This window comes from Nocardioides sp. JS614, from assembly GCF_000015265.1.
Classification (GTDB): domain Bacteria; phylum Actinomycetota; class Actinomycetes; order Propionibacteriales; family Nocardioidaceae; genus Nocardioides.
This window is the reverse complement of sequence record NC_008699.1, coordinates 3,122,526-3,135,765: the sequence shown is the minus strand read 5'-3', so window position 1 is coordinate 3,135,765 and position 13,240 is coordinate 3,122,526. Positions and strand designations below refer to the sequence as shown.

10 protein-coding genes are annotated in these 13,240 nt (G+C 71.0%); 6 read left to right on the top strand and 4 right to left on the bottom strand.

The window, feature by feature from the left end; translation table 11 throughout:
* Nucleotides 1-2: 2 nt before the first annotated feature.
* Complete coding sequence (locus NOCA_RS16420) at nt 3-2,483, bottom strand: DNA gyrase/topoisomerase IV subunit A (protein ID WP_011756388.1); 2,481 nt, start codon at nt 2,481-2,483, stop codon at nt 3-5.
* A gap of 116 nt (nt 2,484-2,599) precedes the next feature.
* Here NOCA_RS16420 and NOCA_RS16415 point away from each other — a divergent pair, with 116 nt between their 5' ends.
* The 4 genes from NOCA_RS16415 to NOCA_RS16400 are packed head-to-tail and all read left to right on the top strand — an operon-like array spanning nt 2,600 to nt 7,716.
* Nucleotides 2,600-5,299: a bifunctional acetate--CoA ligase family protein/GNAT family N-acetyltransferase gene (locus NOCA_RS16415; RefSeq protein WP_011756387.1), complete on the top strand. Its 2,700-nt coding sequence runs from the start codon at nt 2,600-2,602 to the stop codon at nt 5,297-5,299.
* A gap of 32 nt (nt 5,300-5,331) precedes the next feature.
* Nucleotides 5,332-5,958, top strand: coding sequence for a sulfotransferase family 2 domain-containing protein (locus NOCA_RS16410; RefSeq protein ID WP_011756386.1), 627 nt, complete (start codon nt 5,332-5,334; stop codon nt 5,956-5,958).
* A gap of 46 nt (nt 5,959-6,004) precedes the next feature.
* Nucleotides 6,005-6,601: a DUF5998 family protein gene (locus NOCA_RS16405; RefSeq protein ID WP_011756385.1), complete on the top strand. Its 597-nt coding sequence runs from the start codon at nt 6,005-6,007 to the stop codon at nt 6,599-6,601.
* On the top strand, nt 6,598-7,716 hold the full coding sequence (locus tag NOCA_RS16400; protein WP_011756384.1) for an alkaline phosphatase family protein: 1,119 nt from the start codon (nt 6,598-6,600) through the stop codon (nt 7,714-7,716). The genes NOCA_RS16405 and NOCA_RS16400 overlap by 4 nt, the downstream gene beginning before the upstream one ends.
* Nucleotides 7,717-7,991: 275 nt before the next feature.
* Here NOCA_RS16400 and NOCA_RS16390 read toward each other — a convergent pair whose 3' ends face one another.
* Both NOCA_RS16390 and NOCA_RS16385 read right to left on the bottom strand, forming a co-directional pair.
* The gene (locus NOCA_RS16390; protein WP_140404035.1) at nt 7,992-9,122 is read right to left on the bottom strand and encodes a cytochrome b N-terminal domain-containing protein; all 1,131 of its coding nucleotides are present in this window, start codon (nt 9,120-9,122) and stop codon (nt 7,992-7,994) included.
* On the bottom strand, nt 9,119-9,649 hold the full coding sequence (locus NOCA_RS16385) for a hypothetical protein (RefSeq protein ID WP_140404036.1): 531 nt from the start codon (nt 9,647-9,649) through the stop codon (nt 9,119-9,121). The genes NOCA_RS16390 and NOCA_RS16385 overlap by 4 nt, the downstream gene beginning before the upstream one ends.
* A gap of 190 nt (nt 9,650-9,839) precedes the next feature.
* On the opposite strand from NOCA_RS16385, the gene NOCA_RS16380 reads away from it, so the two are divergent.
* Nucleotides 9,840-10,487, top strand: coding sequence for a response regulator transcription factor (locus NOCA_RS16380; RefSeq protein ID WP_011756382.1), 648 nt, complete (start codon nt 9,840-9,842; stop codon nt 10,485-10,487).
* A 10-nt stretch (nt 10,488-10,497) separates the two neighbouring features.
* Nucleotides 10,498-11,955: a sensor histidine kinase gene (locus tag NOCA_RS25940; RefSeq protein ID WP_011756381.1), complete on the top strand. Its 1,458-nt coding sequence runs from the start codon at nt 10,498-10,500 to the stop codon at nt 11,953-11,955.
* Here NOCA_RS25940 and NOCA_RS16370 read toward each other — a convergent pair.
* Complete coding sequence (locus NOCA_RS16370; protein ID WP_197687722.1) at nt 11,924-13,150, bottom strand: hypothetical protein; 1,227 nt, start codon at nt 13,148-13,150, stop codon at nt 11,924-11,926. The genes NOCA_RS25940 and NOCA_RS16370 overlap by 32 nt on opposite strands.
* Between the last annotated feature and the right edge of the window lie 90 nt (nt 13,151-13,240).

Here is a 13,240-nt window from a genome sequence, read left to right as displayed (position 1 = left end):
CGTCAGCCTCGCACACCGACCCGGTCCGTGACCGGACCGGCGCACGCCGCGATCGGCTGGGTGCCGGGAACGCCGGAGCCGTCGCGTCGACCGGTCGCGGGCGGGAGGTCGATGGGTGCGCCGCTGGCGGCGGCCGCCCGCGCCGGCGCGCTCCCGGCCCAGGCGAACACCAGGGCGTCCTCACCCTTCAAGAAGCGGTGGCAGCGCACGCCGCCCGTCGCCCGGCCCTTGGCGGGGTACTCGCTGAACGGCGTCGCCTTGACGGCGCCCGGCTCCGTGCCCGGCAGCGCCGTGGCCGACCCGGAGGCGGTGACCACCACCGAGCCCTCGGGGGTGTCGGGGTCGATCGCCCCGAACCAGGCGACCCGCTCGCCGGTGGTCACGCGGATGCCGGCGATGCCGCCGCCGGAGCGGCCCTGGGGGCGCACCGCCTCGGCGCCGAAGTGGAGCAGCTGGGCGTCGGTCGTGATGAAGCACAGGGTCTCGTGGCCGGTGCGCAGCTCGACGGCGCCGACCACCTCGTCACCGTCGGCCAGCCGGATCACCTCCCAGTCGTCCTTGCCGAGCACCTCGGGGTTGACCCGCTTCACCGTGCCGAGGCGGGTGCCGAGCGCGAGGCCGGGGCCGTCGGTGGTGAGCGTGCAGAGCGCGAGCAGCCGCTCGCCCGGGTCGAGGGCGAGGATCTCGCTGACCGGCAGCCCACCGGCCAGGTGGGGATCGTTGGCGGTGTCGGGCAGCTGCGGCAGCTCGAGCACGCCGATCTTCACCAGCCGCCCCGCGCTCGTCAGACCGCCGACCTCGCCGCGGGCGGTCGCCGGGACCGCCGAGACGACCACGTCGTGGCTGGCGCGGCCGCCGCCGCGGCCGGGCTGGTCGGCGTTCGCGGTGCGGGCCAGCAGGCCGGTGGAGGAGAGGTAGACGTAGCAGGGGTCGTCGGCGACCTCGAGCGGGACGGCGGCGGCGGTGACCGCGGTGCCGGCCGACTCGAGCAGCACCGTGCGGCGCGGGTTGCCGTAGGTCTTGGCGATCTCGCCGAGCTCGTCGGAGACGACCTTCCAACGCAGCTTGTCGTCGTTGATGATCGCGTCCAGCTCCTCGATCGTGCGGCGCAGGTCGTCCTGCTCCTTCTCCAGCTCGATCCGGGAGAACTTCGTGAGCCGCCGCAGCGGCATGTCGAGGATGTAGTCGGCCTGGACCTCGCTGAGGTCGAAGACCGAGATCAGCCGCTCCTTGGCGGCCGCGGCGTTGTCGGAGGAGCGGATCAGCTGGATGACCTCGTCGATGTCCAGGATCGCGATCAGCAGGCCCTCGACCAGGTGCAGCCGGTCGGCGGCCTTGCCGCGGCGGAAGACCGAGCGGCGGCGTACGACGTCGAAGCGGTGGTCCAGGAAGACCTGCAGCAGCTCCTTGAGGGAGAGCGTGCGCGGCTGGCCGTCGACCAGCGCGACCGCGTTGATGCCGAAGGTGTCCTCCATCGGCGTGTGCTTGTAGAGCTGCTCGAGCAGCGCCTCGGGGACGAAGCCGTTCTTGACCTCGATCACCAGCCGCAGGCCGTTCTCGCGGTCGGTGAGGTCCTTGATGTCGGAGATGCCCTGCAGCTTCTTGCCCTGGACGAGGGTCTTGATCCGCTCGACGACCTTCTCGGTGCCGACGCCGTAGGGCAGCTCGGTGACGACGATGCCCTTGCGCCGGTTGGTGATGCTCTCGACCCGGGCCGTGGCACGCATCCGGAACGTGCCGCGGCCGGTCTCGTAGGCGTCGCGGACCCCCTCCAGGCCGACGATCTTGCCGCCGGTCGGCAGGTCGGGGCCCGGGACGAACCGCATCAGGTCCTCGACGGTCGCCGAGGGGTGGGTGATCAGGTGCCGCAGCGCCTGCACCACCTCGACCAGGTTGTGCGGCGCACAGTTGGTCGCCATGCCGACCGCGATGCCGGTCGTGCCGTTCACGACCAGGCTCGGGATCGCGGCCGGCAGCACCGACGGCTCGAGCTCGCGACTGTCGTAGTTGGGCTTGAAGTCGACGGTGTCCTCGTCGATCGAGGCGGTCATCGCCACCGCCGGCGGGGCCATCCGCGCCTCGGTGTAGCGCATCGCCGCCGGCGGGTCGTCGCCGCCCGGGGAGCCGAAGTTGCCGTGCCCGTCGACCATCGGCAGCCGCATCGCCCACGGCTGCGCGACCCGGACCAGCGCGTCGTAGATGGCACTGTCGCCGTGCGGGTGCAGCCGGCCCATCACCTCACCGACGATGCGGGCACACTTCACGTGGCCGCGGTCGGGCCGCAGGCCCATGTCGTTCATCGTGTAGAGGATCCGGCGCTGCACGGGCTTGAGCCCGTCCCGGGCGTCGGGGAGCGCCCGGGAGTAGATGACGGAGTAGGCGTACTCCAGGAAGGACGACTCCATCTCCTGCTTGATGTCGGTGTCGAGGATGTGCTCCTCGAAGTCGTCGGGGAGGTCCTTCGTCGTCTTGCCTCGTGCCATGCCGGCCATTGTCCCTGCCGGCGCCGACGGATCCGGCGGGGGCACGCCGGAGGGCCACCGCCGGACGGGTCACTCCGGACGCATCCGCCCGGGTCGGGGGCCGGTAGATTCCTCGTGTGACCCAGCAGGACGCACCGACGACCGCCCCCGCCCACTGGGAGGCGGACGTCCTGCTGCGCGACGGGCGGACCGCGCACATCCGGCCGATCCGGCCCGACGACCGCGAGGTGTTCGTCGAGTTCTACTCCCGGGTCTCCGACGAGTCGAAGTACTACCGGTTCTTCTCGCCGATGCCGCGGCTCTCCGAGCGCGACCTCGACCGGTTCACCAACGTCGACCACGTCGGCCGGGTCGCGTTCGTGCTGACCCTGCAGGACCAGATCATCGCGGTCGGGCGCTACGACCTGGTCAAGCCGGGGGAGGCGGAGGTCGCGTTCCTCGTCGAGGACCAGCACCAGGGCCGCGGGATCGCCCAGCTGCTGCTCGAGCACCTGGCCCAGGCCGGTCGCGAGCGGGGCATCGAGCGGTTCGTCGCCGAGGTGCTGCCCGACAACACCCGGATGATCCAGACCTTCCGCGACGCCGGCTACCGAGTCGTCAGCGAGTACGAGGAGGGCGTCCTCCAGCTGGAGTTCTCCATCGACCCCACCGACACCGCGATCGGGGTGATGATCAGCCGCGAGCACCGGGCCGAGGCGGCGTCGATCGAGAAGTTCTTCAAGCCGCGCTCGGTCGCGGTGATCGGCGCCAGCCGGCGCCAGGAGACGATCGGCCAGGCGCTGGTGCGCAACCTCGTGATGGGCGACTTCGCCGGCCGGGTCTACGCGGTCAACCCGACCTCGAGCGCCGTGTCCGGCCTCCCGACGTACAAGACCGTCGGCGACATCCCCGACGACGTCGACGTGGCGATCGTCGCGGTGCCCGCGGAGGCCGTCCAGGACGTCGTGCTCGACTGCGCCGCCAAGGGCGTCCACGGCCTGGTCGTGATCTCCTCGGGCTTCGCCGAGACCGGTGAGGAGGGCCGGGTGCGGCAGCGCAAGCTGGTCGGCCTGTCACGTTCCTACGGGCTGCGGCTGATCGGGCCCAACGCGCTGGGCATCATCAACACCGCGGCCGAGGTCTCCCTCAACGCCTCCCTGTCCCCGCTGATGCCGCCCCGTGGCCGGGCGGGCTTCTTCTGCCAGTCCGGCGCCCTCGGTACGGCGATCCTGGAGAAGGTCTACAACCGGGGCCTGGGCCTCTCGACGTTCGTCAGCGCCGGCAACCGCGCCGACGTCTCGGGCAACGACCTGCTGCAGTACTGGGAGGAGGACGACTCCACGGAGGTCGTGCTGCTCTACCTCGAGTCGATCGGCAACCCGCGCAAGTTCTCCCGGATCGCCCGGCGGGTGTCGCTGCGCAAGCCGATCATCGCGGTCCGTTCCGGCCGGACCACCCAGGGCGTCCCGATGGGGCACGCCGTGCGCAAGATCGTCGCCCCGCCCGCGGCCGTGGACGCGATGTTCCGGCAGGCCGGCGTGATCCAGGTGGACACGCTCGAGGAGATGTTCGACGTCGCCCAGCTGCTCGCGCACCAGCCGCTGCCGCGCGGCCGCAGGGTCGCGATCGTCGGCAACTCCGACGCCCTGGGCCTGTTGGCCGCCGACGCGGCCGCGGCCGTCGGCCTCGTGGTCAACAAGGCGACAGCACTGGGCGCGGAGGCCAGCGCGGAGGACTTCGAGGACGCGCTCGACGCCGCCATCGACGACCCCGAGATCGACTCGGTCGTCGCGGTCTACGTCCCGCCGATCAACGTCTCCGGAGAGGACGTCGCGAACGTGCTCGCCGCGGTCGGCGAGCAGTCCGACAAGCCACTGGTGTCCTCGTTCCTCGGCTCGGAGGGCGTCCCGGAGCTGCTCCGGGTGCCCGACGTCGCCGGGTCGACGGCCGGCCGCGGCTCGGTCCCCTCGTACCCCGGCGTGGAGGCCGCGGTCCGGGCGCTCGCGCGCGTCGTCGAGTACGCCGTGTGGCTGCGCACCCCGGACGGCGCGCTCCTGGATCCGGCCGACGTCGACCTCACGGCCGCGAAGCGGCTGGTCAACCAGATGCTGGCGCAGCATCCCGAGGGCACCGACCTGGACCTGGACACGGTCACCGCCCTGCTGGCGGCGTACGGCATCGACCTGTGGCAGGCCCGGCCGGTCGCGACCCGCGAGGAGGCGGTCGCCGCCGGCGAGACGCTCGGCTGGGACGTGGTGCTGAAGGCCACCGCCGAGCACCTGCGCGAGCGGCCCGACCTGGCGCACGTCTGGCGCAACATCGACACGGCCGAGGAGATGGCCGACGCGTGGCGATCGCTCAGCCAGGTGATCACCGACCCGGCGCGTGCCGGGTTCGTCGTGCAGAAGAACGCCCGCCCCGGCGTGCCGGTCGCGATCCGCAGCATCGAGGACCCCCTGTTCGGGCCGGTCGTCTCCTTCGGCATCGCCGGGCCGCTGACCGAGCTGCTCGCCGACAAGGCGTTCCGGATCCCGCCGCTGGGGGAGCGGGACGCGGCGGCGATGGTCCGCGAGATCAAGTCCTCGCCGATGCTGTTCGGCTACCGGGGCAGCGAGGTCGTCGACGTCGCCGAGATCGAGCGGCTGATCCGGCGGGTCGCGCAGCTGCAGAACGACCTGCCGCAGGTCAGCTCGCTCGAGCTGTCGCTGGTGCTCGCCGGCGCGGACGGGGCGACGGTCCTGACCGCCGCCGCCCGGGTCGACCCGGTCGCGGACCCCCGCTCGGACTGGTTCGTGCGGCGGATGCCGATGCCGCCCGGTGACACGCTGCCCTCGTAGGTCGCGTCCCGTTGGCACCGTAGGATCCGGCCATGGTCATTTCGGACGCCCAGCGCTTCCTCTTCGTGCACGTGCAGAAGACGGGCGGCTCGACCATCGACAAGCGCCTCGACGACGTGCTGCCCGACGCCCGCGGCGTCAAGGGGCTGGACCGGCACGCGATGCTCGGCAAGATCCTGCAGACCGAGCCGGCGCTCGCGTCGTACTGGATCGTCGGCTACGTGCGGAACCCGTTCGCGCGGCTGCTGTCCTGGTACCGGATGGTGGAACGGCTCGAGGACCGGGCGGCCAAGGGCCGGAAGGGCTCACAGCAGTTCTTCCAGGGCAAGTCGTTCATCAAGGCGGTCGCCGAGACCTACCCGGACTTCGAGAGCTTCATCCTCAAGGGCACCGAGGACTGGCCGCGGCTGCGCACGCCGCAGATCAACTACCTGACCACCAAGGCCGGCCGCCGGGCCGACTTCATCGGCCGGCAGGAGAGCCTGGAGGCCGACCTGCGGGCGGTGTTTGCCCGCTTCGAGCTGCCCTGGGAGCCGCTGCAGAGCGTGAACGTCGACCGGCACCGCCCCGACTACCGTGAGCTGTACACCCAGTCGATGCGGCGCCGGGTCGAGGACGTCTTCGCCCGCGACCTTGCCGCCTTCGACTACAGCTTCTGAGCTGCCTCCACCGGGGCCCGTCCGGGCCCCGTGACAGACTGCAGGCATGCGGAGCAGCAGGATCGACGAGGACCACGACCGGGCTCTCGAGCTCAGGGACGCGATCGACCGCACCGGCTACTACCCCGACGTGGTGGCCGACGGCGTGAGCGGTGCCGTCGCGGGCGAGCAGGTCGTGTCGTACTTCGTGCACCACGAGCCGACCTTCGACCGGGACGAGGTGCGCCGGCACCTCTCCGTCGTGGTGCTCACGCCCACCCGGCTGATCCTGGCCCACACCGACGAGCACGAGGGTGACGACCTGCTCCCGCAGCCCTACACCTCGACGTCCACGGAGGCGATCCGGCTGTCCGCGGTCAAGTCCGTGGTGGTCACGCGGATGATCGCCAACCCGGCCGCCGGCCCGAGCAAGCCGGCCGAGGCCGTGATGACCATCGGCTGGGGCGGGGTGAGCCGGGTCGACCTCGAGCCGGCCGGCTGCAGCGACCCCGAGTGCGACGCCGACCACGGCTACACCGGCGTGCTGGCCTCCGATGACTTCTCGCTGCGGGTCTCGGCGGCCGCGGACGGCGCGGACGCGGTCGCGGGACTGCTGTCCTTCGCCGAGCAGCTCTCCGCCCGGACGCACGCCAACGAGAGGTGAGCGACTTCCTCCAGCCGGCCTACGGTGAGCGGTCGCTCGGCGACGTCGTCCCGGCCGTCGCGGCCGCGCTCGGGCTCCGGGTGGGGGAGCCGCCGACCGGGCTGGTGCTCCCCGACGCCTCGGCGTACGTCGTCTTCCTCGTCGACGGACTCGGCGCCCGGCTGCTGGAGCGCTATGCGCACGCCGCGCCGTTCCTCTCCGGCCTGCTCGCCGAGCAGGTGCCCGGGACCTCCGGGGTCCCGTCGACCACGGCCACCAGCCTGACCTCGCTCGGGACCGCGCTGACGCCGGGTGCGCACGGGCTCGTGGGCTTCACCTCGCGGGTCCCCGGCACGGACCGGCTGCTCAACGCGCTGCTGTGGGACAAGGACGTCGACCCGGTGCAGTGGCAGCCGCACCCGACCGCGTTCGCGCGGCTGCACGAGGCGGGCGGGTCGGTCACCGTCGTCAACAAGCGCGAGTTCGCGCGCAGCGGCCTGACCGTCGCCGCCCACCGGGGCGCCGAGTACGTCGGGGCCGACAAGGTCGGGGAGCGGATCGCGGCCGCGGTCGCGGCGTCCGCGGAGCCCGGCTCGCTGACCTACCTCTACGACGGCGACCTCGACTGGACCGGGCACCGGTACGGCGTCGCCTCCAGCCAGTGGCTCCAGCAGCTCGCGATGATCGACGCGGAGGCCGAGCAGGTGCGCGAGGCGCTGCCCGCCTCGGTCCGGCTCCTCGTGGTCGCCGACCACGGCATGGTCGACTCGCCGCCGGCCAGCCGCCTCGACGTCGACGACCACGCCGACCTGCGGTCAGGGGTGGCGCTGCTCGGGGGTGAGGCCCGCTTCCGTCACCTGTACTGCCACGGTGGGGCGGTCGACGACGTCGTGGCCACCTGGACCGAGGTGCTCGGCGACCGGGCCGAGGTGATCACCCGGTCGACAGCGATCGGACGCGGCTGGTTCGGCCCGGTGTCGCCGGCCGTGCTGCCTCGCCTCGGTGACGTGATCGTCGCGTGCCGCGGCGACCTGGCCGTCCTCTCGACGTCGGCGTTCCCCTACGAGGCCAAGCTCGTCGGCCTGCACGGCTCGCTCACGCCCGAGGAGATGCTGATCCCGATCCTGCTGAGCTGACGGATCCCGAGCTGGTCCACGACATCGGGGTTCGCCCGCGTCGGCGGCGCATGCCACGTCCGGAGGGTGCGGCCAGGTCGATGGCGGCCATGAGCCGCACGACTTGGGTCAGGAGGAGGGCGAGCAGCAGGCCCGTCGCGGCGACGGCGGCACCGGTGACCGGTCCCGGTCGTGCCGTGAGTTCCTTGGAGAGGGCTCCGACCAACGCGATCGAGACGATGGCCAGCGTCCAGAACCAGCGTGTGGCGCGTCGGATCGCGTTGACGGGGTCCACGTCACATTCCCATCTCGAGGTGCTCCTTGGCCGGTAGGACCAGCATCAGGACGGTCAGAACGACGTAGCCGAGCAGGAAGAGTGCTCCCAGGGTCAGTGCGACCTTCCGGTGGCGCGGGTGTCGGGCTGGGTTGCGGTCGACGAACGGGACGAGAGCGAGCACTCCGAACAGGCCTGCGCCGCCCCACAGGATGCCCGAGACGCCCAGCCAGTTCTCGAGGGTGAACATCGGCCAGAACGGCCACATCGGTCTCGTGAACTCCACGCCCTCGACGGGCGGCGTTCCCACTCCGGGCGGACGCACCAGGGTGAGCAGTGCGAGGATCCCGATCAGAACGAGGCCGAAGGCCGAGATCCTCCGGAGGTGCCGGGTGAAGGGTTCGGTCGCCTCGCGGGCAGGGGCCTGGCCCGTCCCCTCGTCGGGCAGCAGCGGGTGCGGGCTGATCCGGTGCCGCTTGATGAGCAACACGTGCACGAACAACAGCAGCAGGATCAGGCCGGGGATCAGAACCACATGGGCGCCGTAGACGCGGGTGAGGATCGGAGTATCCGGCGCGAACGTCGGCGTGAACCACCAGCCCGCCGCACCGAGCTCCTTCGCGCTTTCGACGTTGTGGCCGAGCGCCTCGAAGCCCTCCTGGTCCCACTTCAGGACCGTGCCGGTGAAGATCGCGACGAAGGTGAGGGCGAACATGGCGACCCCGACGAGCCAGTTCCCCTCGCGTGGCTTCTTGTAGGAGGAAGTGAGGAACACCCGGATCAAGTGCAGCCCGGCCAGAACGTACATCGATTGCGCCGCCCAGAAGTGGATGCCGCGGACGAAGGCGCCACCGGGTACCTCGGTCGTGAGCGAGCGCACCGACTGGTTCGCCTGCGTCGGGTCCGGGATGTAGAACTGGACCAGGAGCACGCCGGTGATGATCAAGACGCCGAGGCTCACGGCCGTCAGGCCACCCAAGCTCCAGGCCAGGGTGTTCGCGTGCGCTGGGACGGGGTAGTCCAGGGCCTTGATGCCCATCCGGTCGTCCACGACATCGACGACCCGCCTGCCCAGAGCCGGTCGCCGCGACGCGCTGGGGACCGCGACCGCGGATCGCAGGCTGGTCTCGGGTCGTCCCGCAGCGCTGGTCATCGGATTCTGCCGGTCGCGGAGACGGGGAGCACAGCTCCGGCCTGAAGCCGCAGTGCGCGCAGGGTCATCGTGGGACGCCAACGCCTGGCAAGACCGGCCCCGGTGACGATCGCGACGGCGCTCACGACGGCGAGCACGGCGCCGGACCAGGCCCACTTCGTGCGTCCGGCCATCGGGTCTAGGAGCACGGTGGTGCCAGAGCCTTCGCCTGTCACGGGTCCCGTGAGGGGTGCCAGGGACGCCTGCAGCAGCTCACGGGCGGCCATCATGTCGTCACGCTCCATCGCAGTCTGGGCGGCCTCCACTTCGGCGAGGTCCACGCCGTCAGCCTCCTCCGACTCCAAGGCGTCCCCGACCTTGTCGTAGGCGACATCCATGAAGCCCGGTGGTTGGTTCGCGAGGTAGGTCAGGGCGGTGAGCACGAGGGTCCGAGCCGGAACGTCCGCTTCGCCGTCTCCGTGCGCTGCCGCCGGTGACGCGGGGAGCAGCAGCGCTCCGGCCATCAGAGCCGCAACGGTTGCGGGCACGCTGCGCCTTGCCAAGTCCCACATCGTGGTGCCGTCCCGTCTGGTTGGTTGCCACGTCCTTCTCCCACGATCCCCTCCGTGCGCGGCTCGCGACAGGGCGATCACCGCCGTCCGCCGTAGCGGAATCGGGCCACTTGGTGTGGGTGATTTCCCCTATCTCCGAGCGCTCGGCCGGCGTACCGTCGATCGTGTGAAGGCGGCGAGGATCGCGGTCCTGGTGGTCGACGACCACACGCTCCATCGCGACGGCACCAGGCGCATCCTGGAGCAGTACGACGACGTGGACGTCGTCGGTGACGCCGCGTCGGGTGAGGACGCGTTGGCGATGGTCAACCGGTTGCATCCCCGCGTCGTCCTCATGGACATCCGCCTGCCAGGGATGAACGGCATCGAGGCGACCCGCAGGATCCGAGAGCGACACCCTGACACGCGGGTGCTCATCGTGACCGCGTACGACGACGAGGAGTACGTCCGCGGGGCGTTCGACGTCGGGGCCGCTGGCTACCTCAGCAAGACCGCCCCCGGCCGCGAACTGGTCGAGGCCGTCCGCGCTGTAGCCGGCGGCAACAGCGTGCTGCAGCCGACATTGATGGCTGCCCTGCTCGCCAAGCGCTCTAGTCCTGCCAACACGCTCACCGATAGGGAGAGGGCGGTGTTGCGACTACTGGCAGAGGGGATGCACAACAAGCAGATCGCAAGCCGCCTCGGCATCAGCGCCCGCACCGTCGAACGGCATTGCGACAGGATCTACGGCAAGCTCGGCGTGACCTCTCGGACCGAGGCCGTCGTCCGAGCCATCTCCGCCAACCTGCTCGACGTCTCGGATGTCGCGCGCTGAGGCCGCACCGATGACCTCGCCCGCTGCCGACGGACCGCGCGGGATGCTCGGAGCCCTGGCCCAGGTCAGGCCGCCGGTGCGCGAACCACGCTTCTGGGTGGTTCAGGCGGCGGTGCTGACCCTCGCCGGAGTTCACGACTTCGTGCTGGACAAGCTGCACGCCCACTACCTCGCAGGGGTGCCCGCTCCTACAACGTCGGCACTGTTGCTCATCCCGGTCGTCTACGCCGCGCTGAACTTCGGTGTCCGCGGGGCGGTGGGCACCTCGCTGTGGGCGACGGTCCTCATCGTCCCTCACTGGCTCATCTCGCCGCAGCTTCCGGATTCCCGGATTCACTTCTGGATCGAGGTCGGATACCTCGTGGTGCTCAACGTCGTCGCCATCGTCGTGGGAGTGCGAGTCGAGGGCGAGCGTCTGGCCCGGCGTCGTGCCGAGCACGCGCTCGAGGTTGCAGAGAACGCCGAGGCGCGCTATTACCGGCTCTTCGAGGACCAACCCGCTCCCGTGATGATCGCAGACGCGGCGGGAGCCGTGACAGAAGCGAACACCGCGGCCACGGCGCTGTTTGGACGCGACACGGTCGGCCTGCGAGTCGATGAACTTCTCGGCGTTGGCATCGCCACGCTCCTCGACGGCCGACCCCGGTGCCTCGACGTCAGGGACCGGGACGGTCGGACGTTGAGGCTCGTCCCCACCACCCATCGCGTGACCACCGCGGGCAACGCCGAGCTCGCCCAGGTCGTGCTGACCGACGTGACTGAGCAGCACCGGCGTGAGGAGGAGGAACGGCTGTTCGCTGGTCGGCTGCTGAAGGTGCAGGAGGACGAGCGCCGGGCCCTGGCTCGCGAACTGCACGACGACCCCTTGCAGAACCTCACCTACCTCAGCCGCGCTCTCGACGACCTGGGACATCGGGCGGAGACGCCTCCCGAACTTGCGGGCCAGTTGGTCGATGCGAGCGCGGTTGCGGAGGACGCCGCCGTGGCGCTGCGGAAGGTGATCCACGGCCTTCGACCTCCGGTGCTCGACGACCTCGGCCTCGTCGCGGCCCTGCGCCAACTCGCCCAGGAGGTACGCCGACGGACCGGCCTGGCCGTCGAACTCCGGGTCAGGGGACACGAGGTGCGGCTCCCGCCCGGTCTCGAGCTGGCCGCCTATCGCATCGCCCAAGAGGCCCTCAACAACGTCGTCCGGCACGCCAGAGCCAGCCGTGTCGAGGTCTGCGTCTGCTTCGACCGGGAGCTCGAGCTCACCATCACCGACGACGGACTGGGGTGGTCCGAACCCGAGCGCGGGGACGGGGCGAAAGCCAGCGGGCTAGGGCTGATCGGGATGCGGGAACGCGTGAACATGGCCGGTGGCACGTTGAGCGTCACCCAGCGTTCCGGTCACGGCACCCGAGTGCGCGCCGTGGTGCCGGTCCCCAGCGTCGCGGTCAGCCCAGAGTCATCCTCGGCTCGCCGTTGAGCAGGCCGGTGCCTGCGATCGAGCACTTTCCGCCCCGTGGGGCTCCGGCGTTCCAGGCCTGCCGCACGCAGGAACGGGTCGCGAGCTGGGCCCAGTAGTTCGGGTGCAGCGACTCCTGGAGGTAGTACGGGCTGTTCGAGCAGCAGGTGCTCACCGTGCGGATCTGGTTGATCCACTCGGTCTGGTCCACGGCCCCCGTCGCCAGCCAGTTCGCGATGCCCTTCTCCTCGTAGAGCCCGACCGTGTTCTCGCACAGCCGCCGGCCGTTGAACGCGGTGGACAGGTCGAGGGTGCGGGTGTTCGTGAGGCCGGAGTCCGTGACCGCGCCGAAGACGGCGCCGTTGATGGTCGGCAGCGCCGAGTCGTTGGCCCAGTCGGCGTCCCTGTTCCAGAAGCCGCACCCGCCGGTGCTCTGCCGGGTGTAGCCGCTCTCGGAGTACCGGAAGCCGGCGCCCCGCGGGATTGGGCTCGGGTAGTTCTGCACGAGCAGGGTCCACTGGGAGTCGGCGTACCCGGCGTTGCGCATCGCGGTCGCCACGTTGCGCAGGCCGGCGGCGATCCGGGCCCGGACCGCGGCGACGTTGGTGGCGGTGAAGTTCGCCTTCACCGAGCTGTCGTCGTAGCAGTAGTCCTTCCACCACGACGGCGAGGACAGGAAGTCGGTGACACAGGTGGTCACCACGTCGGCGAAGTTGAAGTCGTTGCCGCCGATGGACACCACGACCATGCCCACCCGGTGGGTGGTCGCGAACTGCTGGAGCATCTTGGCCTGGCCGAGCTTGCCGGCGCCGTCGTCGAAGAAGTCCAGCCCGGGCTTGAAGTAGTCGCCGTTCGAGGTGACGGTCTTCGCGCCGGAGCAGGCCAGGTTGAGGCCGTTGACGCCGCCGCCGATGTAGGCCTCGGCCGCCTTGCTGCGGTGGCAGCGGGTGATGGTCTCGCCGGTCCCGGAGGCGTTGTCGAAGTACGCCGTCGACCCCAGCGCGTCGGCGCGGCTGGACGAGTCGTTGCTGCTCCCGGCCCAGCGGCCGGCCTCGCCGCTGATGTAGGAGTCTCCGAGGGTGACGACCCAGGGGGTGCCGACCCCGGGCCCGTCGGCCCGGGCCTGCGGTGGGGCCACCACGAAGAGCCCGACGAGGGCGGTGGCGAGGACGGTCAGGACGCTGAGGGTGCGGGTCCGAGCCCGGGATGTGACCACGATCACGCAGACTAGGGCTACTCGCCGGTACAGCGGAAGAGGGCAATTCCTCGCGGAGCAGCTTCATCGAATCTTCACGGCCGCGATCGT